21 protein-coding genes are annotated in these 24,793 nt (G+C 69.3%); 18 read left to right on the plus strand and 3 right to left on the minus strand.

The window, feature by feature from the left end; translation table 11 throughout:
• Positions 1 to 27 precede the first annotated feature (27 nt).
• Entirely contained in the window at positions 28 to 2,817 is a 2,790-nt protein-coding gene (gcvP, locus tag ACPEH0_RS01205; RefSeq protein ID WP_423719414.1) for an aminomethyl-transferring glycine dehydrogenase, read from the plus strand.
• Between the two features lie 51 nt (positions 2,818 to 2,868).
• On the opposite strand, the gene ACPEH0_RS01210 is transcribed toward gcvP, so the two are convergent.
• Positions 2,869 to 3,891, minus strand: coding sequence for a hypothetical protein (locus ACPEH0_RS01210; RefSeq protein WP_366213230.1), 1,023 nt, complete (start codon positions 3,889 to 3,891; stop codon positions 2,869 to 2,871).
• A 215-nt stretch (positions 3,892 to 4,106) separates the two neighbouring features.
• Positions 4,107 to 4,904, minus strand: a complete 798-nt coding sequence (locus ACPEH0_RS01215; protein ID WP_366213229.1) for a CPBP family intramembrane glutamic endopeptidase — start codon at positions 4,902 to 4,904, stop codon at positions 4,107 to 4,109.
• Between the two features lie 195 nt (positions 4,905 to 5,099).
• Between ACPEH0_RS01215 and ACPEH0_RS01220 the strand changes: the two genes are divergently transcribed.
• The 17 genes from ACPEH0_RS01220 (at position 5,100) to ACPEH0_RS01300 (ending at position 23,823) form a co-directional block, all read left to right on the plus strand.
• A complete protein-coding gene (locus tag ACPEH0_RS01220) occupies positions 5,100 to 6,740 on the plus strand; it encodes a peptide ABC transporter substrate-binding protein (RefSeq protein WP_254631949.1) in 1,641 nt (546 codons plus the stop codon).
• A 186-nt stretch (positions 6,741 to 6,926) separates the two neighbouring features.
• On the plus strand, positions 6,927 to 7,856 hold the full coding sequence (locus ACPEH0_RS01225; RefSeq protein WP_064001796.1) for an ABC transporter permease: 930 nt from the start codon (positions 6,927 to 6,929) through the stop codon (positions 7,854 to 7,856).
• Positions 7,846 to 8,781, plus strand: coding sequence for an ABC transporter permease (locus ACPEH0_RS01230; protein ID WP_217530292.1), 936 nt, complete (start codon positions 7,846 to 7,848; stop codon positions 8,779 to 8,781). The genes ACPEH0_RS01225 and ACPEH0_RS01230 overlap by 11 nt, the downstream gene beginning before the upstream one ends.
• The gene (locus ACPEH0_RS01235) at positions 8,778 to 10,499 is read left to right on the plus strand and encodes an ABC transporter ATP-binding protein (RefSeq protein WP_366213227.1); all 1,722 of its coding nucleotides are present in this window, start codon (positions 8,778 to 8,780) and stop codon (positions 10,497 to 10,499) included. Before ACPEH0_RS01230 ends, ACPEH0_RS01235 begins: the two co-directional genes overlap by 4 nt.
• A complete protein-coding gene (locus tag ACPEH0_RS01240) occupies positions 10,496 to 11,062 on the plus strand; it encodes a hypothetical protein (RefSeq protein ID WP_064001799.1) in 567 nt (188 codons plus the stop codon). Before ACPEH0_RS01235 ends, ACPEH0_RS01240 begins: the two co-directional genes overlap by 4 nt.
• A 141-nt stretch (positions 11,063 to 11,203) precedes the next feature.
• Positions 11,204 to 12,187 carry an ABC transporter permease gene (locus tag ACPEH0_RS01245; RefSeq protein ID WP_064001800.1) on the plus strand — a complete coding sequence of 328 codons (984 nt, stop codon included), beginning with the start codon at positions 11,204 to 11,206 and terminating at the stop codon, positions 12,185 to 12,187.
• A gap of 2 nt (positions 12,188 to 12,189) precedes the next feature.
• On the plus strand, positions 12,190 to 13,116 hold the full coding sequence (locus ACPEH0_RS01250) for an ABC transporter permease (RefSeq protein ID WP_064001801.1): 927 nt from the start codon (positions 12,190 to 12,192) through the stop codon (positions 13,114 to 13,116).
• Positions 13,117 to 13,138: 22 nt separating this feature from the next.
• Positions 13,139 to 15,223 carry a dipeptide ABC transporter ATP-binding protein gene (locus ACPEH0_RS01255; RefSeq protein WP_366213412.1) on the plus strand — a complete coding sequence of 695 codons (2,085 nt, stop codon included), beginning with the start codon at positions 13,139 to 13,141 and terminating at the stop codon, positions 15,221 to 15,223.
• 49 nt (positions 15,224 to 15,272) lie between these two features.
• The gene (locus ACPEH0_RS01260; protein ID WP_217530287.1) at positions 15,273 to 16,961 is read left to right on the plus strand and encodes an ABC transporter family substrate-binding protein; all 1,689 of its coding nucleotides are present in this window, start codon (positions 15,273 to 15,275) and stop codon (positions 16,959 to 16,961) included.
• A 141-nt stretch (positions 16,962 to 17,102) separates the two neighbouring features.
• Complete coding sequence (gene typA, locus ACPEH0_RS01265) at positions 17,103 to 19,016, plus strand: translational GTPase TypA (RefSeq protein WP_366213226.1); 1,914 nt, start codon at positions 17,103 to 17,105, stop codon at positions 19,014 to 19,016.
• A 4-nt stretch (positions 19,017 to 19,020) separates the two neighbouring features.
• Positions 19,021 to 19,725 carry an AzlC family ABC transporter permease gene (locus ACPEH0_RS01270; RefSeq protein WP_217530261.1) on the plus strand — a complete coding sequence of 235 codons (705 nt, stop codon included), beginning with the start codon at positions 19,021 to 19,023 and terminating at the stop codon, positions 19,723 to 19,725.
• A complete protein-coding gene (locus tag ACPEH0_RS01275) occupies positions 19,722 to 20,036 on the plus strand; it encodes an AzlD domain-containing protein (protein ID WP_064001805.1) in 315 nt (104 codons plus the stop codon). The genes ACPEH0_RS01270 and ACPEH0_RS01275 overlap by 4 nt, the downstream gene beginning before the upstream one ends.
• 31 nt (positions 20,037 to 20,067) lie before the next feature.
• Positions 20,068 to 20,454 (plus strand): DUF6113 family protein, encoded by a 387-nt coding sequence (locus ACPEH0_RS01280; RefSeq protein ID WP_217530258.1) that lies wholly within the window; start codon positions 20,068 to 20,070, stop codon positions 20,452 to 20,454.
• Positions 20,455 to 20,463: 9 nt separating this feature from the next.
• Complete coding sequence (gene fdxA, locus ACPEH0_RS01285) at positions 20,464 to 20,784, plus strand: ferredoxin (protein WP_217530257.1); 321 nt, start codon at positions 20,464 to 20,466, stop codon at positions 20,782 to 20,784.
• A 6-nt stretch (positions 20,785 to 20,790) separates the two neighbouring features.
• On the plus strand, positions 20,791 to 21,906 hold the full coding sequence (dapC, locus tag ACPEH0_RS01290) for a succinyldiaminopimelate transaminase (protein WP_366213225.1): 1,116 nt from the start codon (positions 20,791 to 20,793) through the stop codon (positions 21,904 to 21,906).
• 110 nt (positions 21,907 to 22,016) lie between these two features.
• Positions 22,017 to 23,312: a citrate synthase gene (locus ACPEH0_RS01295; RefSeq protein WP_064001808.1), complete on the plus strand. Its 1,296-nt coding sequence runs from the start codon at positions 22,017 to 22,019 to the stop codon at positions 23,310 to 23,312.
• A gap of 31 nt (positions 23,313 to 23,343) precedes the next feature.
• A complete protein-coding gene (locus ACPEH0_RS01300; RefSeq protein ID WP_366213224.1) occupies positions 23,344 to 23,823 on the plus strand; it encodes an SHOCT domain-containing protein in 480 nt (159 codons plus the stop codon).
• Positions 23,824 to 23,827: 4 nt separating this feature from the next.
• Here the strand turns inward: ACPEH0_RS01300 and dapD are convergent, their stop codons facing one another.
• A complete protein-coding gene (dapD, locus tag ACPEH0_RS01305; protein ID WP_366213223.1) occupies positions 23,828 to 24,772 on the minus strand; it encodes a 2,3,4,5-tetrahydropyridine-2,6-dicarboxylate N-succinyltransferase in 945 nt (314 codons plus the stop codon).
• Between the last annotated feature and the right edge of the window lie 21 nt (positions 24,773 to 24,793).

Here is a 24,793-nt window from a genome sequence, read left to right on the forward strand (position 1 = left end):
GGCACCGACTCGGCCGCGCAGGCCGAGATGCTCCGCGTCCTCGGGCGTCCGTCCGTCGACGATCTCATGGGCACCGCCGTCCCCGACGCGATCCAGGTCGCCGAGCGCGAGAGCATCATCCCGCCCGCCGCGACCGAGGCCGAGGCCCTCGCCGAGCTCCGCGACCTCGCGTCGCAGAACCGCTCGGCGCGAGCGATGATCGGCCTCGGCTACTACGACACGCTGACGCCGTCCGTCATCCAGCGGAACGTCCTGGAGAACCCGTCCTGGTACACGGCGTACACCCCCTACCAGCCCGAGATCTCGCAGGGCCGGCTCGAGGCGCTCATCAACTTCCAGACGATGGTGACCGACCTCACCGGGCTCGCGACGGCGAACGCGTCGATGCTCGACGAGTCGACCGCGGTCGTCGAGGGGATGCTGGTGGCCCGCCGGGCCTCGAAGTCCGCATCGAACGTGTTCCTCGTCGACGCGGACGCCCTGCCGCAGACCAAGGCGCTGCTGCACCACCGCGCGGCCGCCGTCGGCGTCGAGATCGTCGAGACCGATTTCGCGGAGGTCCCCGAGGCGTTCGGTGCGTTCGTCCAGTACCCGGGCTCGACCGGGCGGGTCTGGGACCCGTCCGAGGTCGTCGCGGCCGTGCAGGCGCACAAGGGTCTCGTCGTCGTCGCGGCCGACCTGCTCGCCCTGACGCTGCTGCGTTCGCCCGGCTCGATGGGCGCCGACGTCGCCGTCGGCACGACGCAGCGCTTCGGCGTGCCGATGGGCTTCGGCGGCCCGCACGCCGGCTACATGGCGGTGCGCGCGGGGCTCGAGCGTCAGTTGCCCGGCCGTCTCGTCGGCGTGTCGATGGATGCGTCGGGAGCGCCGGCGTACCGACTCTCGCTGCAGACCCGCGAGCAGCACATCCGCCGCGAGAAGGCGACCTCCAACATCTGCACCGCGCAGGTGCTGCTGGCCGTCATGGCGTCGATGTACGCCGTGTACCACGGCCCCGACGGCCTGAAGCGGATCGCCGAGGAGACGACCGCCAAGGCGTCGTTGCTGCGCGACTGGCTCGTCCAGGCCGGCGCCGACGTGCTCCACGACGCTTTCTTCGACACCCTCGTGGTCCGCACGCCCGGGCGCGCCGAGGACGTCATCGCGGACGCGCGGCGCCGGGGCTACCAGCTCTGGTTCCGCGACAGCGATTCGGTCGGGGTCTCCGTCGACGAGACGACGACCGTCGCCGACCTGCAGGCCGTGGCATCCGTCTTCGGCGTCGACTCGTCGAAGGTGTTCGTGCCGCTGCGCGACCGGAACGCCCACCTGCCGGAGGCGCTCCGCCGCACGGACGACTACCTGACGCATCCGGTGTTCACGACGCACCGCTCCGAGACCGCCATGATGCGCTACCTCAAGCAGCTCGCCGACCGCGACTACGCGCTCGACCGGGGCATGATCCCGCTCGGCTCGTGCACGATGAAGCTCAACGCGGCGACCGAGATGGCGGCCGTGTCATGGCCCGAGTTCGCCCGGGTGCACCCGTTCGCCCCGGCGGACGACGTCGCCGGCTACCTCGTCATGATCGAGCAGCTCGAGGCGTGGCTGGCGGAGGTCACCGGGTACGACGCGGTCTCGCTGCAGCCGAACGCCGGCTCGCAGGGCGAACTCGCGGGCCTGCTCGCGATCCGCGGCTACCACCACTCCCGCGGCGACGTGCACCGCGACGTCTGCCTCATCCCGTCGTCCGCGCATGGCACCAATGCGGCATCCGCCGTCCTGGCCGGGATGCGGGTCGTCGTCGTCGCGTGCGACGAGGCCGGCAACGTCGACCTGGCCGATCTGCGCGCCAAGGTGGCGGCGCACGCCGACAACCTCGCGGCACTCATGATCACCTACCCGTCGACGCACGGCGTGTACGAGCACGACGTCATGGACATCACCGGCGCGGTGCACGACGCCGGCGGTCAGGTGTACGTCGACGGCGCGAACCTCAACGCGCTGCTCGGGTTCGCCCGGTTCGGCGACCTCGGCGGCGACGTCTCGCACCTGAACCTGCACAAGACGTTCGCCATCCCGCACGGCGGCGGCGGGCCCGGCGTCGGTCCGGTGGCGGCGAAAGCGCACCTCGCGCCCTTCCTGCCCTCGCACCCGATGGCGCAGCGCGCCGAGCACGCCGGCGGGCACGTCTTCGACGGCGGTCCGGTGTCGGCGGCGCCCTACGGCTCGGCATCCATCCTGCCGATCTCGTGGGCGTACGTCCGCATGATGGGCGCCGAGGGGCTCCGGCAGGCGACCGCCGCGGCGGTGCTGGCGGCGAACTACGTCGCGCGGCGGCTGGAGGGGCACTACCCGGTGCTGTACGCGGGGGAGGGCGGACTCGTCGCGCACGAGTGCATCCTCGACCTGCGCCCGCTCAAGGAGGCCACCGGCATCACGGTCGACGACGTCGCGAAGCGGCTCATCGACTACGGCTTCCACGCGCCGACGATGTCGTTCCCGGTGGCGGGGACGCTCATGGTCGAGCCGACCGAGTCCGAGGACCTCGCCGAGCTCGACCGGTTCGTCGAGGCCATGATCGCGATCCGGGCCGAAGCGGATGCGGTGGCCGCGGGGGAGTGGCCGGCGAACGACAACCCGCTGGTGAACGCGCCGCACTCCGCGGCATCCGTCATCACCAGCGAGTGGGCGCACCCGTACCCGCGCGAGACCGCCGTGTACCCCGTGCCCGGCATCGTGCGCACGAAGTACTGGCCGCCCGTCCGTCGCATCGACAACGCCTACGGCGACCGCAACCTCGTCTGCGCCTGCCCGCCGATCGAGGCCTTCGCCTGACTCCCGCGCCCCATTTCCGCGAGACTGCACACGGCCGTCGAGACAGCGGGTTCAGACCCCGGTCTCGGCGCGCGAGTGCAGTCTCGCGGCGGGGTGGCGAGAGCCGAGGGCGGTCCGGGCGGTCGCGAGGCGGTACGGGTCGGGAAGCGCGACGCGCGGGACGCCCGCGCCGCGCAGGATGCCGTCCAGCGCATCGGGGTCGGCGACATCGGACCATCCCCAGTGCACGACCGATCGGATGCCTCTTGACCGAAGGCGGTGGTCCCGCTCGCGGCGCGCGCGCAACAACGATCCGGGGTCGCCGAATCGGCCGTCGTACTTGAGGTCGCCGTCCGCCTCGCCGGCGACTCCCGCTCCCGGCCACCAGAAGTCGGTGCGGTCGGTCGCGCCCTGCCCGCTCCACTCGGTCTGCAGCTCGGGTTCCTCGTAGCCGAGCAGCTCGATGATCGCCCGGCTCGCGGACTCGAGCGTCGACTCCGCCTCCGCCCGGGCACGATGCAGGGGCCACCGGGCGATGCGGCGCCCCCGCGAACTCGGTCGATGCTCGTTCTGTTCGACGAGCGACTCGACGGATGCCGCCGGGTCCAGCCGCAGCGCGGCGTCCGCCGCGATGAGCCCCACCACCACGTGCCGAGCGCGCGCGAGGTCGACGGCGCAGTCCGCGGGTGCGACCGCGGCGAACCCGCCCAGGTCGACGACGTCCCGCGCTCCCGTCGTCGTGTGCATCCGGAGGCCGGCGTGCAGGCGCGAGGTGCGGGTCGGGTCGCCGAGAGCGTGGACCACGCCGGGGTCGCCGAGCACCGGCATCCCCCAGATCGCCGCGGCCGACTCGTGGCTCAGCACCAGCCCCGGGTGCGTGAGGAGTGTCGCGTGAATGCGCGCGAGGTACCTGTCCCACGGAGCGAGCCGCCGCCACAACCCCGCTGGCGCGTACACCCCGCGCACGACGGACACGAGCTCACCGCGAGCCGCGACGCGCGCGGCGTGCGGAACGTCTCGCGCCCGCAGGAGCGGCACGGGGCAGGCGACGGGCGCGGGACGGACGACGGGCAGGGGGCGGGCGATCGCGGGCATACCCCCGATGCTCCAGACCCGCCCCCGGCACCGACCCTCTTGCGCTCCGCCCGGTGGACACCCCGCCCCCCGCGCCCGCGGTGGAGGAACCGCCCCGCCTCACCGATCCCCCCCGAGACTGCACCCGACGCGCGAGACAGCGGCGCCACTCCGCCGTCTCGGCCCGCCCGTGCAGTCTCGCGGGAAGAAGACCCAGGCCCGCGCCGCCCCGCGACTCAGCCGCCGGGCGGGCCGAACACGCCGGGCCACCACGCGGCGGCGAGCGGGTACCCGACGAAGGCGATGATGTCGATGAGCACGTGCGCGACGACGAGCGGCATGACGCGGCCCCAGCGGGAGTACACCCAGCCGAACACGACGCCCATGGCCATGTTGCCGATCAGGGGACCAAACCCCTGATATGCGTGGTACGAGCCGCGCAGCACCGCGGTGGACAGGATGATCGTCCAGGTGTTCCAGCCGAGCAGGCGCAGGCGGTCGAACAGGTAGCCGACCATGATGACCTCCTCGAGCAGCCCCGCCCGCAGGGCGGCGAGCAGCAGCAGCGGCACGGTCCACCAGGACGAGTCCAGCGGCGAGGCATCCACCTGCACGGTGATCCCGAGTTCGCGCCCGACGGCGTAGAGCACGAGGCCCGGGACGCCGATCACGAGCACGAGCAGCACGCCGCCGCCAAGGCCCCGGCCGAACCGCTCGAACGTCAGGCCGATCTTCGCGAAGCCCGACCGGGCGGGCTCCCAGAGCAGATAGATCGCGAGCGCGACCGGGGCGAAACCGAACAGCGCCGACAGGAACTGCGAGATGACATCCCACACCTCCGACGGCGCGGCGCCCGGGTTGAGCGAGGTCTGCTGGTCACTCAGGGGTGCACGGGTCAGCGCCTCGATCAGCGAGAGCACGGAGTACACCGCGGAGCGCCCCAGCGAGAGTGAGAGGACGATGGCGATCTCCCACCACAGGCGTGCCCGCCGCCGCGGGGAGGAATCCGTGGGGAGGTCCGTGAACGCTGCCATCCGGTCAGAATGGCACGACTTCGTATGAGGGGGATGCCGATGGGCCCACCGATCAGACTGCTTCATCGACGGCTTCTCAAGTAAAGGCTGTGTAACGGTCTTGTGAGAGATTTGTCGCATTGCGCTCAAGCTGCTTAGTGTGCTTCTCATCACGCCTGGGTCGCGAAGCCTCGACCCGGGCTTTCATTAGGTCTCATGGAGGACACTTTGAAGCGCAACAAGATCGGCGTCGCGGGCCTCGCCCTGCTCGGCGCCACCAGCCTGGTTCTCGCCGGCTGCGCCAGCAACACCGGCGGCAGCGGCAACGGGAACGAGGGCACCGGCGGTTCGACGGATGCGGTCATCACGACCAACGGCTCCGAGCCCCAGAACCCGCTCATCCCCACCAACACCAATGAGACCGGTGGTGGCAAGGTCATCGACTCGATCTTCGCGGGCCTCATCTCCTACGCGGCTGATGGTTCGGTCGTCAACGACGCCGCCGAGTCGATCACCACGGACTCGCCCACGCAGCTCACCGTCAAGATCCGCAAGGGCCTGACGTTCACGAACGGTGAAGAGGTCACTGCCGACAGCTTCATCAAGGCGTGGAACTACGGTGCGCTGGCTTCCAACAAGCAGAACTCGTCGTACTTCTTCGAGGACATCGAGGGCTTCAGCTACGACGAGGACTCGGAGCTGTCGGGTCTCAAGAAGGTCGACGACCACACCTTCACCATCACGCTGAACAAGCCGGCCGCCGACTTCGCGCAGCGCCTGGGCTACTCGGCCTTCGCGCCGCTCCCGTCCGTCGCGTTCGACGACATGAAGGCCTTCGGTGAGAACCCGATCGGCAACGGCCCCTACAAGCTGGCCAAGGAGGGCGCGTGGCAGCACGACGTCCGCATCGACCTGGTCCCGAACGAGGACTACGACGGTCCCCGCAAGGCGAAGAACGGTGGCCTCGACATCGTCTTCTACGCGAACCAGGAGGGTGCCTACCAGGACCTGCAGGCCGGCAACCTCGATGTGCTCGACGCGATCCCCGAGAGCGCGCTCGAGACCTACGAGTCCGACCTCGACGGTCGCGCGGTCAACCAGCCCGCCGCCATCTTCCAGTCGCTGACGATCCCGGAGTGGCTCGACGGCTTCCAGACGGACGAAGAGGGCAAGCTCCGCCGCGCCGCGATCTCGCACGCGATCAACCGCGAAGAGATCACGAAGGTCATCTTCAAGGACACCCGCACGCCTGCGAAGGACTTCACCTCGCCCGTCATCGACGGCTGGAGCGACTCCGTCCCGGGTAATGAGGTCCTCGAATACGACCCCGAGCTCGCCAAGGAGCTGTGGGACCAGGCGAACGCGATCAAGCCCTACAACGGCGAGGACTTCACGATCTCGTACAACGCCGACGGCGGCCACCAGACGTGGGTCGACGCGGTCGCGAACTCGATCTCGGGCACGCTCGGCATCACCGCCGTTGGCCAGCCCTTCCCGGACTTCGCCACCTACCTCGACGCCCGCGACAACGAGAAGGTCGACGCGTTCCGCTCCGGCTGGCAGGCCGACTACCCCGGTCTGTACAACTTCCTCGGCCCGCTCTACGCGACCGGTGCCGGCTCGAACGACGGCAAGTACTCGGACGCGAAGTTCGACGACCTGATCGCCAAGGGCATCAGCGAGACGGATGAGGCGGCGCGCAACGCCACGCTCCTCGAGGCGCAGTCGGTCCTGTTCGAGGACCTTCCGGCCATCCCGCTCTGGTACTCGAACGTGAACGGCGGCTGGGCCGACGGCGTCGAGAACGTCGAGTTCGGCTGGAACTCGGTGCCGCTCTACTACGAGATCACCAAGTAACCCGCACACAGCATCACCTCACGCGAGGCGGTGACGGTCACCCGTCACCGCCTCGCGGCGTGACCCGACCATCTCACCGTTCTCACAGCCGACGGGCTGAGGATTGGGTGAACAGGGGCACCGCGCAGCGGGGCCCTTCTTCGTGCGTCAGCACTGATACGTCTTTTCCCTGGAAGGGGGCCGAGGGTGGCCTATTACATCCTCCGACGGATCCTTCAGGTCATTCCGGTCTTCATCGGCGCGACCCTGTTGATCTATTACATGGTCTTCGGACTCCCCGGCGACCCCGTCGCCGCACTCTTCGGCGACAAGCAGCCGCCGCAGGCCGTCATCGAGGCGATCCGCGACCAGTACAAGCTCAATGAGCCGTTCATCGTCCAGTACGCGAACTATCTCGGCGGTATCCTGCGCTTCGACTTCGGGACGACGTTCTCCGGGCAGAGCGTGAACGACGTCCTCGCCCGCACCGTCCCGATCACGATGCGCCTGGCGATCATGTCCGTCGCGATCGCGTTCGTGCTCGCGCTCATCATCGGCGCCCTGTCGGCGGTGTGGAAGGGCTCGATCTTCGACAACGGCGCCCTCGTGACGGCGCTGATCTTCATCGCCATCCCGATCTTCGTGCTCTGCTTCCTCGCCCAGTACTTCCTCGGCGTGCAGCTCGGCTGGTTCAAGCCGACCGTCGGCGGACAGAACGACTGGGGCGACCTCTGGTTGCCGGCGATCGTCCTCGGCCTCAGCATCTACGCCTCGAGCATGCGCCTCACGCGCGCCTCGATGATCGAGTCGCTCGGCCAGGACTGGGTGCGGACCGCCTACTCGAAGGGCCTGTCGCGTCGCCGTGTCATCCCGGTGCACGTCCTGCGCAACTCGATGATCCCGATGGTGACCGACACGGCCACGCAGTTCGGCGTCCTCATGGTGGGAGCCACCGTGACCGAGGGCATCTTCAACGTGCCCGGCGTCGGGAACACCCTGTTCAACGCGATCATCCGCCACGAGACCCCAACGGTCGTGTCCTTCGTCACGATCTTCGTCGTCATCTACGTGCTGGTGAACCTGGTCGTCGATCTCCTGTACGGCCTGCTCGACCCGAGGATCCGCTATGTCAAGTAACACCACCCACTACGTGGCGCCCGCCCGCACCGAGACGGTCGTGGTCGACCAGCTCCGCCTGAGCGAGAAGAAGAGCAACCTCTGGCTGGATGCCTGGCGTGACCTCCGTCGCCGTCCGACGTTCTGGATCTCGGTGGTGTTCTGCCTCATCATCGTCGTCATGGCGGTCGCCCCGACCCTGTTCACGTCCGTCGGCCCGTCCGGCGGTGCATGCGTGCTGGGCAAGAGCAACGCCGGCCCCGAGCCGGGGCATCCGCTCGGCTTCAACCTCCTGGGCTGCGACATCTGGTCGCGCGTCGTGCACGGCACGAGTATCTCGATGTCGGTCGGTATCCTGGCGACGGTCATCTCCACTGTCATCGGCCTCATCATGGGCGCCCTCGCGGGCTTCTACGGCGGATTCCTCGACTCACTCCTCTCGCGCGTCGGCGACATCTTCTTCACGATCCCCTACATCGTCGCGGCGGTCGTGGTGATGTCGGTGCTCGCCGAGCACAAGAACGTCTTCGTCCTCGCACTCGCGATCGGCGGGTTCTCGTGGGCGAGCACGGCGCGTATCGCGCGTGCCGAGGTGCTGCGGGTGAAGCAGTCCGATTACGTGATGGCCTCCCTTTCGATCGGGCTTTCGCGTTTCCGCACCCTGCTCACGCACGTCATCCCGAACTCGATGGCGCCCGTCATCGTCGTGACGACCCTGGGCCTCGGCACCGCGATCGTCGCCGAGGCGACGCTGTCGTTCCTGGGTGTCGGTCTCGGCGGTGTGTCGTGGGGCGCCGACATCAGCCAGGCGCAGTCCTCGATCCGCACCGCGCCGCTGGCGCTGTTCTGGCCGTCGCTCGCGCTGACGGTCTCGGTCCTGGCGTTCATCACGCTCGGCGAGCTCCTGCGCGATGCGGTCGACCCGAAGTCCAGGGCCCAGCGATGAGCGCCACCGAGAACCCGTCCAGCCGCGCTTCGCTGCGCGGCAGCCACAAGGAGAGCGCCGTGTCGCAACCCCTTCTCCAGATCCGCGACCTGAAGGTCGCCTTCTCGAACGGCAAGAAGGAGCGCGAGGTCCTCCACGGGGTCGACCTCGACGTCTTCCCGGGAGAGACCGTCGCCATCGTGGGCGAGTCCGGTTCGGGTAAGTCGACGACGGCCGCTGCCGTCATCGACCTGCTTCCGGGCACCGGCAAGGTGACGAGCGGATCGATCCTGCTCGACGGGGTCGACCTGACGAAGGCGAGCCGTCGCGACATGGAGGCGATCCGTGGTCGCGACATCGGCTACGTCCCGCAGGACCCGATGTCGAACCTCAACCCGGTCTGGTCGATCGGCTTCCAGGTCGAGGAGGCCGTGCGCGCCAACGGTCTCGCCTCCAGCCGCAGGCAGGCGCGGCAGCGCGCGATCGAGGTGCTCAAGCAGGCCGGGCTCGCCGATGCGGAACGGCGCATGCACCAGTTCCCGCACCAGTTCTCGGGTGGGATGCGGCAGCGCGCCCTGATCGGCATCGGTCTCGCCGCCGACCCGAAGCTCCTGATCGCCGACGAGCCCACCAGCGCGCTCGACGTGACGGTGCAGCGGGTCATCCTCGATCACCTCGCCTCGCTCACCCGTGAGAAGGGCACCTCCGTCCTCTTCATCACGCACGACCTCGGACTCGCGGCGGAGCGCGCCGACCGGATCGTCGTGATGAACCAGGGTGAGATCGTCGAGGCGGGCCCGAGCCGGGTCATCCTCGAGAACCCCCAGCACCCCTACACCCAGCGGTTGGTGGCCGCTGCCCCGAGCCTCGCGTCGCAGCGCATCCAGGCCGTGGCCGAGCGGCGCGGCGTGGAGCACCTCGGCGAGGTCGTCGACGCGAAGCCCGTCGTGGAGGTGCGCGATCTCGTCAAGGAGTACAAGATCCGCTCGGGGGGCTTCCGCAGCGAGCCGTTCCGTGCGGTGGACGGTGTCTCCTTCCAGATCCCGCGGGGTAAGACGCTCGCCCTCGTGGGGGAGTCGGGGTCGGGCAAGTCGACCGTGGCGAAGATGGTGCTCCAGCTCGAGCAGCCGACGAGCGGCGCCGTGATCGTCGACGGTGCGGACACCTCGGGCATGAACCGCAAGGAGGTCTTCGCCCTCCGCAGTCGCATGCAGCCGGTCTTCCAGGACCCGTACGGGTCGCTCGACCCGCTCCGCAGCATCGGTGCGCTGATCGCCGAGCCGCTTCGCGTACACGGCGTGGGTGACGAGAAGTCCCGACGCGACCGCGTGTTCGAGCTGCTCGAGCAGGTGTCGCTTCCGCGCGAGGTCGCGTGGCGCTACCCGAACGAGCTCTCGGGCGGTCAGCGTCAGCGCATCGCGATCGCGCGAGCCCTCGCCCTGAAGCCGTCGATCGTCGTCCTCGACGAGGCGGTGTCGGCGCTCGACGTGCTCGTGCAGGATCAGATCCTGCGCCTGCTGGCGGAGCTGCAGTCCGAGCTCGACCTGACCTACCTGTTCATCACCCACGACCTCGCCGTCGTCCGGGTCGCGGCGGACCTCGTGTGCGTCATGGAGCAGGGCCGTGTCGTCGAGCAGGGCACGGTGGACGAGATCTTCGCCTCGCCGACGCAGGAGTACACCCAGCGTCTCCTCGACGCGATCCCCGGTGCGGATATCCCGCTCGGGGGGCGTGCGTGACGAACCACACCGAGGGCGGGGGAGGCGGGCGCGATGCTCGCTTCCTCCGCCCTCGGGTGTTCCGTGCCTCCTCGACCCTCTTGTCCTTCTGGGTGGTCGTCGCGATGCTCGCCTTCTTCCTGGGGGATGCAGCGGTGCGGGGGAGCTGGCTCTTCCTGGCGAAGTGGACCGCCCCGCTCCTGCTGATCGGCTGGGGGGCGTGGCTGCTCTTCTGGCGGTCGCAGGTGAGGGCCGATCGCGAGGGTGCCGTGGTGATCAACGCGCTCCGTATCCACGATCTGCCGTGGTCCTCGGTCGAGGAGGTCGTGCAGTCCGCGCAGCTGCGTGTCGTCCTGGTCGGCGGCCGGCGCATCGACTGCTGGGGCGGACCGTTCCCCCCGCGCCGACGGATGACGCGGACGCCCGAGCCGTCGGCGGATGCGGCGCTGGTCATGGAAGCGCTGCGTGAGGCGGCGACGCCCTCCGAGCGTGTCGCGACCTCGCGCTGGGACGTCCCCGCGCTCCTCGTGGGAGTCGCCCTCGCGGCCCTCACGATCGCCTCTGTGACACTTGTGCATCCGTGAAGTAAAGATCGTGAAACGAACTGTTCACCGTTTCGACGGATCTGTGGGCATGTTTGTTAGCGTTGTGCGGGCGGGGCAGCGAAGCCCCGTTAGGCAAGGCGTCCTCGACGCCGGAACGGCCGGAGAGGACACCCGAGACGCGTGACGCTGTACTTGATCAGGAGAATCCTGAACTACGCGATCCTCACCCTCGTTGCCACGTCGCTGGCGTACGTGCTCGCGAGTATCGGACTCGTCCCTGAGCGACGCTTCCTGCAGCGGAACCCTCCGGTTCCGCAGTCGACGATCGACGGCATCCTGGACCGCTGGGGTGTGAACCCCGAGGACCCGCTCCTGCTCCGCCTCTTCCGGTGGCTCGGCAATCTCTTCACCCAGGGTTCGCTCGGCCTCACGACGGGCAATCAGCCGGTCGTCGAGGAGATCTTCGTCCGCGCCGGGGTGAGCCTGCAGCTGCTGCTGGTGGGCTCGATCATCGGCGCCATCCTGGGCGTGATCCTCGGCGTCTGGGGCGCCGTGCGCCAGTACCGCACGAGCGACCGCATCGTCACGGCGGCGTCCTACCTGCTGTTCGCGACCCCCACCGTCGTCATGGCGATCCTCCTCATGATCCTCGCCACCTACTTCAACCAGGCGGCGGGGTCCCAGATCATCCGGTTCACCGGTCAGTACTCGCCGGGCATCCCGAACGAGTTCTGGCCTCAGCTGGGGGACCGCCTCTCGCACCTGCTGCTGCCGACCCTCGTGCTGATCCTGGGCGCCGCAGCCTCGTACAGCCGGTACCAGCGCAGCGCGATGCTCGACGTCCTCGGCGCGGACTACATCCGCACCGCGCGTTCGAAGGGTCGCACCCGCGGGTCCGCCCTCGTGCGTCACGGTGTGCGCGTCGCGCTGATCCCCATGTCCACGTTCTTCGCCTACAGCTTCGGCACCCTGGTCGCCGGGGCGACGATGCTCGAGATCATGTTCGGCTGGCACGGGATGGGCGAACTCACGATCCAAGCCGTGCAGCAGGACGACATCAACGCGGTGGCGGGATCGACGATGTTCGTCGCGGTCCTGATCCTCTGCTCGTCGACCCTCTCAGAAGTCTTGTACGCCGCCCTCGACCCGCGCGTGCGGAGGTAAACATGGTCATCCCTCTCGAACAGTCCGCCGAGGTCGCCGAGCTCTCGGTCTCCGCGGATCAGAAGACCCGCAAGCCGCTCACGCGTTCGCGCTTGATCTGGCAGCGCCTGCGCTCGTCGAAGCAGTTTTGGATCGGCACGATCGTCCTCGTCGCGATCGTCCTGTGGGCGGTCGTCGGTCCGCTCGTCTGGCCGATCTCGCACACCACGCGCGATTACTTCTCCCTCAACCAGGCACCGAGCGCCGCGCACCCGTTCGGTACGGATACGCTCGGCTACGATCTGTTCGCCCAGACGATGGCCGGCCTGCGCATCTCCCTGATCGTCGGTTTCGTCGCGGGTCCGCTGGCCACGCTCATCGCGGGCTTCGTGGGAGCGATCGCCGGGTACGTCGGCGGATGGAGCGACAAGGTCATCGCGTGGTTCATCGACCTGCTGCTCGTGCTGCCCGCCTTCTTCATCCTCGTGCTGCTCTTCCCGTTCTTCCGTGAGTCGGGCTGGATCGTCATGACCTTCTTCCTGGCTCTGTTCGGCTGGATGATCATGGCGCAGGTGATCCGTTCGCAGACGCGCTCGCTGCGTGAGCGCGAGTTCGTGAAGGCCGCGCGGTACATGGGCTTCGGCACGTGGTCGGTCGTCACCCGCCACGTCGTCCCGAACGTCGCCTCCCTCCTCATCATCGACGCCACGCTGGGTGTCGGCGCCATGATCCTGGCCGAGACGAGCCTCAGCTTCTTCGGCTTCGGCGTGCAGGCGCCCGAAGTCTCGCTCGGAACCCTCATCGCCGCCGGAAACACCGCCGCGGCCACCCGACCCTGGCTGTTCGTCTTCCCCGCGGCGACCCTCGTCGTCCTGCTCCTGAGCCTGAGCCTCGTCGGCGATGCTCTGCGCGACGCCATCGATCCCACTTCCGGAGCCAACCGTGGTTGACGAACTGCTGCACTCGATCGAGATGAGCGCCCGCGAACGCGGCCGCCCGATCCTCGAGGTCAAGAACCTCTCCGTCACGTTCCCGCAGCGCGACGGGTCACCCGTGCGCGCCGTCCGTGACGTCAGCTACACGATCCACGAGGGCGAGTTCCTCGGGATCGTGGGCGAGTCCGGCTCGGGCAAGTCGGTCTCCTCGCTCGCGGTGATGGGTCTCCTCCCCGACACGGCTCAGATCGAGGGCGAGATCCTCTTCCAGGGGCAGAACCTGCTGTCGCTCGACGACCGGCGGCTCTCCCGCATCCGCGGCCGCGAACTGGCGATCATCTTCCAGGACCCGCTGTCGGCGCTGACCCCCGTCTACACCGTCGGCGATCAGATCGCCGAAGCGCTGCGACTGCACGACTCGGCGCTCAGCAAGCAGGCCGCCGCCGCGCGCGCCGTCGAGCTCCTCAAGATCGTCGGCATCCCCGACGCCCCGCGCCGCGCCAAGGCGTTCCCGCACGAGTACTCGGGTGGGATGCGGCAGCGCGCGATGATCGCCATCGCGATCGCAAACAACCCGCGCCTCATCATCGCCGACGAGCCGACGACCGCACTCGACGTGACGATCCAGGCGCAGATCCTCGAAGTGCTCGAGGAGGCGAAGCGGATCACGGGTGCCGCCGTGTCGCTCATCACTCACGACCTCGGTGTCGTGGCCGGTCACGCCGACAACGTCGGCGTCATGTACGCCGGGAAGATGGTCGAGTACGGCAGCGTCGAGACGATCTTCCGCGAGCCCGTCATGCCGTACACGGTGGGCCTGCTCCGATCGGTGCCCAACATCCGCACCGCAGGCACCGAACGCCTCGTCCCGCTCGAGGGTCGCCCGCCGTCCCTCGCCTCGCTCCCGAAGGGCTGCCCCTTCGCCGCACGCTGCCCCGCCGCGATCGCGGTGTGCCACGAGGTCGAGCCCGAGCTCGTCCCCGCCGGGAAGGCCGTCGGGCAGCTCGCCGCGTGCCATCGCTCGGACGAACTCGCCGAGGGTGTCCTCCGGCGCTCCGACATCTTCCCGCGGCCCGAGCCGCTGCCGGCCGAGGTCGTCGCCGAGACGACGGAGGCTCCCATCGTCGAGGTGCGCGACCTCAAGCGGCACTTCCCGCTCTACCGCGGCGGCGTGTTCCGCCGTCGCGTGGGTGACGTCAAGGCCGTGGACGGTGTTTCCTTCGACCTCCGCGAGGGGCGCGTGCTCGCCCTCGTGGGCGAGTCGGGGTGCGGCAAGACCACCACCATCCTCGAGATGATGGAGCTCACCGCCCCGCAGGGCGGGCGGATCACCTTCGACGGCAAGGACGTCGCCTCGCTGACCCGCAAGGGACGTCGGGAGCTGCGCCGCGACATCCAGATCGTGTTCCAGGACCCGGCGGCCGCCGTCGACCCGCGCCTGCCGATCGGAGAGGTCATCGCCGAGCCGCTGCTCGTGCACGACGTCCCCAAAGCCCAGCGCGACGAGCGCGTCGTCGAACTCCTCGAGCTCGTAGGCCTCGACCCCGCGATGGCGGACCGCTACCCGCACGAGTTCTCCGGCGGTCAGCGCCAGCGCATCGGCATCGCCCGCGCCCTGGCGACGAACCCGAAGGTGCTCGTCCTCGACGAACCGGTCTCGGCCCTCGACGTGTCGATCCAGGCCGGTGTGATCAACCTCCTGCAGGACCTTCGCGACCGGTTGGGCCTGTCGATGGTGTTCGTCGCCCACGACCTCGCGGTCGTCCGCCAGCTGGCCGACGACGTCTCGGTCATGTACCTCGGCCGGATCGTCGAGTCCGGACCGATCGCCGAGGTCTTCAACAACCCGCGGCATCCGTACACCCAGGCCCTCATGTCGGCGGCGCCGATCCCGGACCCGCACATCGAGCGCACCCGGGAACGCGTGCTGCTCGACGGCGACCTGCCGAGCCCGGCCGTGGAGATCCAGGGATGCCGCTTCCGCACCCGCTGCCCGCTGTTCCGTCTTCTGCCCGAGGAGGACCAGCGGCTCTGCCTCGGCGAGTACCCCGATCTGGCGCGGCGCGGCCGCGTCGAGGTGGCCTGCCACCACGTCGAGAAGAACGTCCTCGTCGTCACCTGACCCCTGAACTCCGTCTTTTCCGGCGGACCCAAGAAGAAAGTAGATGCACATGATCCGTAAGACAGCACTTGCGGGTCTTGCTGTGCTCAGCGCGGGAGCTCTCATGCTCACCGCCTGTGCTGGCGGGACCACGTCGTCGCCGTCGCCGTCCTCCTCGGCGTCGCCCGAATCGCTCCCCCTGGTCGGCTACGAGACGGTGGACTACGGCGACCTCACCGACGGTGGCACGCTCAACCTCTCCGTCACGAGCAGCCCGACGGACGAGGGCAGCTGGAACCCGAACCACGCACTCGCGGCCAACGTCGACGTCCAGAAGCTGCTCGAGCCCACCCTGTCGGCGATGTGGACCATCGCGGACGACGGCAGCTGGACGGCGAACCCTGACTACGCCACCTCCATCGAGCTGACGAGCGAGGACCCGCAGGTCGTCACCGTCAAGCTCAACGAGAACGCCGTGTGGCCCGACGGGAAGCCGATCACCGCCGAGGACTACGTCGCCACGTACGCCGCCGCCGGCGGCGCCGCCGACGGCTACGAGACGGTCCCGTCGTCGGTGTTCGACGCGATCGATAAGGCCGAGGTCGTCAGCGACTTCGAGTACACGGTCACCTTCAAGGGTGCCTACGCCGACTGGCCGAGCCTGTTCCTGACCCCGGTGCTCCCGGCGGACATCGCCAAGGACAAGGAGGCCTTCAACAGCGGCTTCGCGTCCGAGGCCGTCCCCTCCGCGGGCCCGTACGTCGTCGACTCGATCGACAACAGCGCCAAGATCTTCAAGCTGGTTCCCAACCCGAACTGGTGGGGTGCCAACAAGCCGAAGCTCGACAGCATCACCTTCAAGGTCATCGCGCAGGAGACCCTGCCGCAGGCCTACTCCAACGACGAGATCGACGCGATCGAGATCCAGACGCCCGACGCCCTGGAGACCGCCAGTGCCAAGGCAGGATCCGTCGTCGGCCGCTCCGGCGGTGTCACCTGGTCGCACCTGACCTTCAACGCGACCGCGGCGCCGTTCGACGACGTCAACGTCCGCAAGGCCATCGGTATGGCGATGGACCGCGAGCTGATCGCCCGCGTCGCCAACGAGCCCCTGGGCGCCCCGGCGACCACGCTCGGCGACTGGATCTTCATGCCCGGCCAGGCCGGCTACAGCGACGTCTTCGGCGAGAAGATCGGCAGCGACCCCGCTAAGGCCGAGCAGACCCTCGAGGACGCCGGTTGGACCAAGGAGGGCGACTCCTGGACGAAGGACGGCAAGCCGCTCGAGTTCGCCATCACGGTCCCCGCGGGCACGCAGTCGAACATCAACCGCGCGCTGGGCGTCCAGGACGCCCTGGCCAAGATCGGCGTCAAGGTCACCCTCAACGAGGTCCCCAGCGAGAACTACTTCACGAACATCGAGGCCGGGGACTTCCAGGCCGTGACGTTCGGTTGGCAGGGCACGCTGTTCCCGATCTCGTCGGCGGAGACCATCTACACGCCGGCCGACTCGCCGCAGAACTATGCCCGTGTGACGGACGACCGTCTCGCCGACCTGTGGGAGCAGGCCAACGCGGAGCTCGACGAGACCAAGCGTCTCGAGATCGCCAAGCAGATCAACGAAGTGATCGCCGACTTCCTGCCGAGCGTTCCGATCTACCCGTACCCCGAGGTGGAAGCCACCGACCAGGGTCTCGCGAACTACGGCACCGCCACGTTCAAGAGCACCGACTGGACGATGGTCGGCTACACCGAGTGATCTGAGCATCACTCACCTGCATCACCTGATCACCGGCGGGGCGGGGACCGAAAGGTCCTCGCCCCGTCGGCGTGTCGCGGGCTGCGGTAAAGTGGACTGCCGGCATCCCGGCATCATCCCTCTCTGCAAGGAACTCCCTTCATGGCGCACGCCCTCCGTCCTGACCTCCGTAACGTCGCGATCGTCGCGCACGTCGACCACGGCAAGACGACGCTCGTCGACGCCATGCTCCGCCAGACCGGCTCGTTCGGCGAGCACGCGCACGTCGAAGAGCGCGCGATGGACTCGAACGACCTCGAGCGTGAGAAGGGGATCACGATCCTCGCCAAGAACACGGCGATCACGTACAACGGCATCCACACCGAGCAGCCGATCACGATCAACGTCATCGACACCCCCGGTCACGCCGACTTCGGCGGCGAGGTCGAGCGCGGCCTGTCGATGGTGGACGGCGTCGTCCTGCTGGTGGATGCCTCCGAGGGCCCGCTCCCGCAGACCCGGTTCGTCCTGCGCAAGGCGCTCGAGGCCAAGCTCCCCGTCATCCTCCTGGTCAACAAGACCGACCGTCCCGACGCCCGCATCGCGGAGGTCGAGGAGGAGGCGCACGACCTGCTGCTGGGTCTCGCCTCCGACCTGCAGGACGACGTGCCCGACCTCGACGTCGACGCGCTGCTCGACGTCCCCGTCGTCTACGCCTCGGGACGCGCCGGCGCCGCCTCGCGCATGCGCCCCGACAACGGCTCGCTGCCCGACAACGACGACCTCGAGCCGCTGTTCGAGGCGATCCTCGAGCACGTCCCGGCGCCGTCGTACGACGACGAGGCCCCGCTGCAGGCGTGGGTCACGAACCTCGACTCCTCGCCGTTCCTCGGCCGCCTCGCCCTCCTGCGGGTCTTCAACGGCACGCTCAAGAAGGGGCAGACCGTCGCCTGGGTGCGCGCGGACGGCACGACGAGCAACGCCCGCGTCACCGAGTTGCTCATGACTCGCGCCCTCGAGCGTTACCCCGCTGAGTCCGCCGGCCCCGGCGACATCGTCGCGATCGCGGGCTTCGAAAACATCACGATCGGCGAGACCATCGCCGACCCCGAGGACATCCGTCCCCTCCCGGCCATCACGGTCGACGACCCCGCCATCTCGATGACGATCGGCACGAACACCTCGCCGCTCATGGGCAAGGTCAAGGGGCACAAGCTCACCGCCCGCATGGTGAAGGACCGCCTCGACCGCGAGCTCATCGGCAACGTGTCGCTGAAGGTCGTCGACATCGGCCAGCCCGACGCGTGGGAGGTCCAGGGCCGTGGTGAGCTCGCGCTGGCGATCCTCGTCGAGAACATGCGCCGCGAGGGCTTCGAGCTCACCGTCGGCAAGCCGCAGGTGGTCACCCGGCGCGACGAGAACGGCAAGCTCACCGAACCGTTCGAGCACCTCACGATCGACGCGCCCGAGGAGCACCTCGGTGCCATCACCCAGCTGATGGCCGGCCGCAAGGGCCGTATGGAGACGATGACCAACCACGGCACCGGCTGGGTGCGCATGGAGTTCATCGTCCCCTCGCGCGGTCTCATCGGCTTCCGCAGCGAGTTCCTCACCATCACGCGCGGCACCGGCATCGCGAACGCGATCTCGCACGGCTACGACGAGTGGGCGGGCGCGATCTCGACCCGTCAGAACGGCTCGATCGTCGCCGACCGCGCCGGCGTCGTCACGCCGTTCGCGATGATCGCTCTCCAGGAGCGCATGTCGTTCTTCGTGCAGCCCACCGAAGAGGTCTACGAGGGCATGGTCATCGGCGAGAACTCGCGCGCCGACGACATGGACGTCAACATCACGAAGGAAAAGAAGCTCACGAACATGCGTTCGTCGACCTCGGACTCCTTCGAGTCGATGACGCCGCCGCGCGTGCTCACCCTCGAGGAGAGCCTCGAGTTCGCCCGCGATGACGAATGCGTCGAGGTCACGCCCGAGAAGGTGCGCATCCGCAAGGTCGTGCTCGACGCGACCGAGCGCGGCCGCGCCGCCTCGCGCCTGAAGCGCCAGGACGCCGGTTCCTGACGCGGTGACGGGGGAGGAGCAGCCCACCCGACGGGCGTGGCGCGACTCCCTCGGGGTGGTCCTCGCGACCAGCGCCTATGGGGTGTCTTTCGGCGCGCTCGCGGTCGCCTCGGGTCTGGACGTCTGGCAGACCTGCGTCCTCAGCCTGTTCATGTTCACCGGTGGATCGCAGTTCGCCTTCGTCGGTGTGATCGGCGGGGGAGGCCTCCCGGGCGCGGCGATCGCGTCGGCGGGACTGCTCGGCATGCGCAACGTCGCCTACGGACTGCGCATGTCGCCGGTCGTGGGTACGGGCTTCTGGCGGCGCGCCGCGGCATCCCATTTCACGATCGACGAATCGACGGCGGTCGCGCTGGCGCAGACGGATGCCGGTGCCCGCCGCATCGGCTTCTGGGTGACCGGCATCGGCATCTACCTCGGCTGGAACCTCACGACCCTCGCGGGAGCGCTGCTGGGCGACGTCCTCGGCGACGTCCGGACCTACGGATTGGATGCCGCGGCCGCGGCCGCGTTCCTCGCACTGCTCTGGCCGCGTCTGCGCCGGCGTCAGGCGATCGCGGTGGGGGCGGCGGCGGCCGTCGTCGCGGCGATCTCGACCCCGCTGCTCATGCCGGGGCTTCCCGTCCTCGTCGCCGCGGTCGTCGCACTCGTCGTCGGCTGGACGAACTGGCTCGGCGCCCGCGAGACCACCACGGAGGCCGCGGCATGACCCTGTGGCACGCCATCCTGCTCGCCTCGATCGTCTGCGTCGCGCTGAAGACCGTGGGGTATCTCGTGCCGCCGGCGTGGTTCGACGCGCCGCGCCCGTCGCGGACGATCGACCTGCTCACCGTCGCCCTGCTCGCCGCTCTCGTCGTCGTGCAGACCCTCGGTGCGGGCCAGGCGGTCGTCGTCGATGCGCGGCTGCCCGCCGTCCTCGTGGCCGCGGGCCTGCTCGTGATCCGTGCGCCGTTCCTCGTGGTCGTGGTCGCGGCCGCCGCCACCGCGGCGCTCCTGCGCCTGTGGGGCTGGGCGGCGTGAGCGCCGCAGGGTGCGCGCCTAGACTGTGGTGGTGAACGCCCTGCTCGCCCGCGTCGCCACGTGGATCCTCGCCGCCGTCATCGGCGTCGTCTACGGCGTGGCCGGCACCATCGGTCAGGCGGCGGTGTGGGGTGTGGTCCCCGTCGGCCTGCTGGTCGCCTCGCTCGGTTTCATCGCCCTGCTGGTCGCCGTCCGCATCCTCACGGGGGAGCGCGCGTCGGCTCTGGCCTGCGGCCTCGGTGCGATGGTCGCGACCCTGCTGTTCGCCAACGAGGGACCCGGCGGCTCGGTCGTCGTGCCCGCCCCGCCCGAGGACGCGGCGATCACACCCGGCCTGATCTGGACTTTCCTGGTGCCGCTCGTGGCCGCGCTCGTCGTGGCGTGGCCGTCGGCATCCCGGCTCCGTTCCACGAACTAGACTCGTCGTGTGACGTATGTGATCGCTCTCCCGTGCGTGGATGTCAAAGACCGTGCCTGCATCGACGAGTGCCCCGTCGACTGCATCTACGAGGGCGAACGGTCGCTCTACATCCACCCCGACGAGTGCGTCGACTGCGGTGCGTGCGAGCCGGTCTGCCCGGTCGAGGCGATCTACTACGAGGACGACCTCCCCGCCGAGTGGCAGGACTACTACACCGCCAACGTCGAGTTCTTCCAGGACATCGGCTCGCCCGGCGGTGCCGCGAAGGTCGGTGTGATCGCGAAGGACCACCCCGTCATCGCGGGTCTTCCGCCGCAGGCGCACTGACCGTCCATGAGCGTCCGCGATCTCGCCGACTACCCGTGGGACGCCGTAGCACCGTACGCCGCGCGCGCACGGCAGCATCCTGACGGCATCGTCGACCTCTCCATCGGCTCTCCGGTCGACCCGACGCCCGGCGTCGTGGCGGACGCCCTGCGGCGTGCGACCGATGCGCACGCCTACCCGCAGACCGTCGGCACCCCGGCGCTGCGCGAAGCGATCGCCGCCTGGTACGCGCGGCGCCGCGGCGTCCCCGGCCTGACTCCCGCGCACGTGATCCCCACGGTCGGCTCGAAGGAGCTCGTCGCGCTCCTGCCGCTGCTCCTCGGGCTCGGCCCCGGCGACACCGTCGTGCACCCCCGCGCCGCCTACCCGTCGTACGAGGTCGGTGCCCGCCTCGTCGGCGCGACCGCGCTCGCCTCGGACGATCCGGGCGAATGGCCCGAGACGACCCGCCTGGTGTGGCTCAACTCTCCCGGCAACCCCGACGGGCGGGTGCTGGGCGTCGACGAGCTCCGCCGCGCCGTGCGTCGCGCGCGCGAGCTGGGTGCCGTCCTGGCCTCGGACGAGTGCTACGCCGAGCTGGGCTGGGACGGACCGTGGGCGGATGCCGCGGTGCCGAGCGTCCTCGATCCGCGCGTCACCGAGGGCGACCTCACCGCGCTCCTGTCGGTCTACTCGCTCAGCAAGCAGTCCAACCTCGCCGGGTACCGCGCCGCCTTCCTGGCGGGCGACACGGATCTGGTGACGGGGCTTGTGACGGCGCGCAAGCACCTCGGGCTCATGGTCCCGGGTCCCGTGCAGGACGCGATGGTCGCCGCCCTCGAGGACGACCCGCACGTCGAGCACCAGCGCGCGCTGTACCGTGCGCGGCGCGACGTGCTGAAGCCCGCCGTCGAGGCGGCCGGGTTCCGGATCGACCACAGCGAGGGCGGCCTGTACCTCTGGGCGACGGCGGGGGAGGACGCCTGGTCGTCGCTCGGCCGGCTCGCCGAGCTCGGCATCCTGGCCGGTCCCGGGCATTTCTACGGCGCGCACCACCCGCAGCACGTGCGCTTCTCGCTCACCGCGACCGACGAGCGCATCGCCGCCGCGGCGCGGCGACTGACAGCATCCGCGGGATCGTAGCGTTCGTAGGTTTCCTCTCACGGATGCCGCGATCCGTTGGGCGGGTCAGGAGAGGCGCCATCTCCCCGTTAGGCTGTAGAGACCGCTCCCGACGACCGCAAGGAGGCTTCGTGACCAACGCGGACACCCCTCAGAAGGCCACCGTGACCATCGGTGACACGACCGCGGAGCTCCCGCTCGTCGCCGGAAGCGAAGGGGTGCCGAGCGTCGACTTCTCGACGTTCACGAAGCAGACCGGGCACACCTCGCTCGACTACGGCTTCGTGAACACCGCCTCGACGAAGTCCGCGATCACGTACATCGACGGTGACCAGGGCATCCTGCGGTACCGCGGATACCCGATCGAGCAGCTCGCACAGCACAGCACCTACCTCGAGGTCGCCTGGCTCCTCATCTACGGCGAGCTTCCCACGGCGGACGAGCTGGCCGGCTGGGACGAGAAGATCCGGCGCCACACGCTCCTGCACGAGGACCTCAAGCACTTCTTCTCAGCTCTGCCGCATACCGCGCACCCGATGTCGGTCCTCTCGGCCGCAACGGCCGCGCTCTCGACCTACTACGAGGGCCAGAGCGACCCGCACAACCCGGAGCACGTCGAGCTCAACACGATCCGCATGCTCGCGAAGCTCCCCGTGATCGCGGCGTACGCGCACAAGAAGAGCATCGGGCACGCGTTCCTCTACCCCGACAACTCGCTGAGCTTCGTCGACAACTTCCTCAAGCTGAACTTCGGCAACAACGCCGAGCCCTACGAGATCAACCCGGTCATGTCGCGGGCGCTCGAGCGGCTGCTCATCCTGCACGAGGACCACGAGCAGAACGCGTCGACCTCGACCGTGCGGCTCGTCGGGTCGACCGGGGCCAACCAGTTCTCGTCGATCTCGGCCGGCATCAACGCGCTCTACGGGCCGCTCCACGGCGGCGCGAACGAGGCCGTCCTCGACATGCTCGCGCGCATCCGTGACTCGGGCGAGAGCGTGCAGCGCTTCGTCGAGCGGGTGAAGAACAAGGAAGACGGCGTCAAGCTCATGGGCTTCGGGCACCGCGTCTACAAGAACTACGACCCGCGCGCGAAGCTCGTCAAGGAATCCGCCGACGAGGTCCTCCGCGAACTCGGCGTCGAGGACCCGCTCCTCGCCCTCGCCAACGAGCTCGAGGAGATCGCGCTCAACGACGACTACTTCAAGGAGCGTCGCCTCTACCCGAACGTCGACTTCTACACCGGCGTCATCTACAAGGCGATGGGCTTCCCGACACGGATGTTCACGCCCCTGTTCGCGATCGGTCGGCTTCCCGGCTGGCTCGCGCACTGGCGTGAGATGCAGAACGACCCGCAGACCAAGATCGGTCGCCCGCAGCAGCTCTACACGGGAGCGACGGAGCGGGACTACCCCGTTTCCCGCTGACGCACACCCCGCACCCCGCTAGGGTGTGCCCATGGGGTGGATGCCGGGGGTAGGACTGACCTTCGACGATTCGGGTTTCGTCGACGACAGCGGGTACATCGATGACGGGGTGATCGGCGTGCCGCCGGGCATGGACGACGGCGGGTTCATGGATCCCACCGGCATGGACGGGATGGCGTCGGGGTTCTCGGCCGTCTTCGGCCTGGTCCTGGTGCTCGGCATCGTCGGGGCGGTCTTCGGGCTCGTCATCCGCGCGCGGAAGTACCGCATCCTGAGCGACGCGGGGATCGACCCGCTGACCGTGGATGCGCAGATCGCCGCCAAGGTGCTGCGCAGCGACGCGCTCGCGCCCGCGGCATCCGAGTCGGCGGTCGCGACACCGCCTGCCGCGCCGACCCCTGCCGTGCCGACGATCGAGCAGCGCCTGATCGAACTCGACGGTCTCCGGGCGCGCGGCATCATCAGCGACGAGGAGCACCGCGAGGCGCGGGCCGCCGTCCTGAAGGGCTGACCCCTCAGGCGTGCAGGTCGGCGTTGAGGGTGACCCCGACGCCTTCGCGACGCACGGCCTCGACGGCGCCCGTGAGCGAGTTGCGCCGGAACAGGATGCCGCTCCGCCCCGACAGTTCGGCGGCCTTCGCCGTCGGGACGGTGCCGTCGGCCCGCGGCGTCTCGCCCACGAGGACGACCTTGGTCCCGCCGGTCAGGTAGAGACCCGCTTCGACGATGCAGTCGTCGCCGAGGGAGATTCCGATGCCGGCGTTCGCGCCCAGCAGGGTGCGGCGACCGATCGAGACCCGGTGGCTGCCGCCGCCCGAGAGCGTGCCCATGATCGACGCGCCGCCGCCGATGTCGCTGCCGTCGCCGACCACGACACCCTGGGAGATGCGTCCCTCGACCATCGAGGCACCGAGCGTCCCGGCGTTGAAGTTGACGAACCCCTCGTGCATCACCGTGGTCCCCGGCGCGAGGTGCGCCCCGAGCCGGACGCGCGAGGCGTCGGCGATGCGCACGCCCGAGGGGACGACGTAGTCGGTGAGCCGCGGGAACTTGTCGATCCCGGCGACCTGGATGCCGGCGCGCTGCAGCGTCGGGCGCAGACGGGTGAGATCCTGCGGGTGCATCGGTCCGGCGTTCGTCCACGCGACGTTCGGCAGGTGCCCGAAGATGCCGGTGAGGTCGAGCTCGTTCGGGGCGACGAGGCGGTGCGAGAGCGCGTGCAGGCGGAGGTAGGCGTCGGAGGTGCCCGCGGGAGGCGCGTCGAGGTCGATCTCGACGACGACGACACCGACGGTGACGGCGCGCCGCTCGTCGTCGCCGGCGTGGGCGGCGAGGTCGGTCGTGTCCACCTCGGCGGGTGCCCGGCCGACAGCCGGTGCGGGGTACCAGGTGTCGAGGACGGTACCGTCCTCGCTCGTCGTCGCCAGACCGATGCCCCAGACCCACCGTGCGTCACTCATGATTCCAGGCTATCGGGCCGT

The sequence above is a fragment of the Microbacterium sp. NPDC079356 genome (assembly GCF_049545465.1).
In the GTDB taxonomy this organism is placed as follows: domain Bacteria; phylum Actinomycetota; class Actinomycetes; order Actinomycetales; family Microbacteriaceae; genus Microbacterium; species Microbacterium gawkjiense.

Coding starts and splice junctions, on each gene's coding strand:
- gcvP (WP_423719414.1), top strand. CDS start 28: ATGCTCCGCGTCCTCGGGCGTCCGTCCGTCGACGATCTCATGGGCACC.
- ACPEH0_RS01210 (WP_366213230.1), bottom strand. CDS start 3,891: ATGCCCGCGATCGCCCGCCCCCTGCCCGTCGTCCGTCCCGCGCCCGTC.
- ACPEH0_RS01215 (WP_366213229.1), bottom strand. CDS start 4,904: ATGGCAGCGTTCACGGACCTCCCCACGGATTCCTCCCCGCGGCGGCGG.
- ACPEH0_RS01220 (WP_254631949.1), top strand. CDS start 5,100: ATGGAGGACACTTTGAAGCGCAACAAGATCGGCGTCGCGGGCCTCGCC.
- ACPEH0_RS01230 (WP_217530292.1), top strand. CDS start 7,846: ATGTCAAGTAACACCACCCACTACGTGGCGCCCGCCCGCACCGAGACG.
- ACPEH0_RS01235 (WP_366213227.1), top strand. CDS start 8,778: ATGAGCGCCACCGAGAACCCGTCCAGCCGCGCTTCGCTGCGCGGCAGC.
- ACPEH0_RS01250 (WP_064001801.1), top strand. CDS start 12,190: ATGGTCATCCCTCTCGAACAGTCCGCCGAGGTCGCCGAGCTCTCGGTC.
- ACPEH0_RS01255 (WP_366213412.1), top strand. CDS start 13,139: ATGAGCGCCCGCGAACGCGGCCGCCCGATCCTCGAGGTCAAGAACCTC.
- ACPEH0_RS01260 (WP_217530287.1), top strand. CDS start 15,273: ATGATCCGTAAGACAGCACTTGCGGGTCTTGCTGTGCTCAGCGCGGGA.
- typA (WP_366213226.1), top strand. CDS start 17,103: ATGGCGCACGCCCTCCGTCCTGACCTCCGTAACGTCGCGATCGTCGCG.
- ACPEH0_RS01275 (WP_064001805.1), top strand. CDS start 19,722: ATGACCCTGTGGCACGCCATCCTGCTCGCCTCGATCGTCTGCGTCGCG.
- dapC (WP_366213225.1), top strand. CDS start 20,791: ATGAGCGTCCGCGATCTCGCCGACTACCCGTGGGACGCCGTAGCACCG.
- ACPEH0_RS01300 (WP_366213224.1), top strand. CDS start 23,344: ATGGGGTGGATGCCGGGGGTAGGACTGACCTTCGACGATTCGGGTTTC.
- dapD (WP_366213223.1), bottom strand. CDS start 24,772: ATGAGTGACGCACGGTGGGTCTGGGGCATCGGTCTGGCGACGACGAGC.